This window comes from Acidovorax sp. KPB24-07 (assembly GCF_057543315.1).
Map to the genome: position 1 here is coordinate 1 of NZ_BAAJYS010000824.1, position 796 is coordinate 796.

1 pseudogene is annotated in these 796 nt (G+C 72.9%); it reads left to right on the top strand.

Features of this window, described 5'->3' with window-relative positions:
• Window positions 1-719: pseudogene (locus AC27IQ_RS26085) on the top strand (hydroxysqualene dehydroxylase HpnE); the annotation flags it as partial.
• Window positions 720-796: the final 77 nt, after the last annotated feature.

Below are 796 nucleotides of genomic sequence, written 5' to 3' on the forward strand. Positions count from 1 at the left end.
CTGCCGCGCACGACCTGGGCGCGCTGTTTCCCGAACCCGCCGCGCAATGGCTGCAGGCCAGGGCCACACCGTGCACCGGGCGCGCCGGGTGCAGGCCATCGCGCCCCAGTCACCGCCATCGGAGTGGCTGGACGGTCGATGGCGAGGCGTTGACACCGCCGTGCTGGCCTGCCCAGCAGCGATGCGGCCAGGCTGGTGGCCGCGTGCGCGGGCTCCGCGCAGGCCGCGCCGCGCAAGCGCTGTGCTCCGCGCTGTACGACTGGGCGGCCGTGGCGCAGGCGATGCGCTTCACCGCCATCGCCACCGTCTATGCGCGGGTGCCGGGCGCCCAGGGGCCCGTGCTGGAGAGCCCCATGCTGGCGCTGCGCTCTTCCATGCAGGAACCGGCCCAGTTCGCCTTCGACCGCGGCGTGCTGGGCGGCCCGCCGGGCCTGCTGGCCCTGGTGGTGAGCGCCTTCGAGGGCGACCGTGCCGAGCGCGAGCAGCAGGTACTGCGCCAGGCCATGCGCCAACTGGGCCTGCCGGCGCTGGACCTGGTGCAGACGGTGGTGGAAAAGCGCGCCACCTTCGCGTGCACGCCGGCCCTGCAGCGCCCGCCCAACGCGATCGCGCCGGGGCTGTGGGCCTGCGGCGACTATGTGCGCGGGCCCTACCCCGCCACGCTGGAAGGCGCGGTGCTGGCGGGCACGGCGGTCGGGCAGCAGCTGGGCAAAAAATAGGCTCCAGCGCAGATTCCACGTAGGGCATATAAGCTACAAAAACAAATAGCAAATGCCCGCCGTGACCTCAGCGCCCG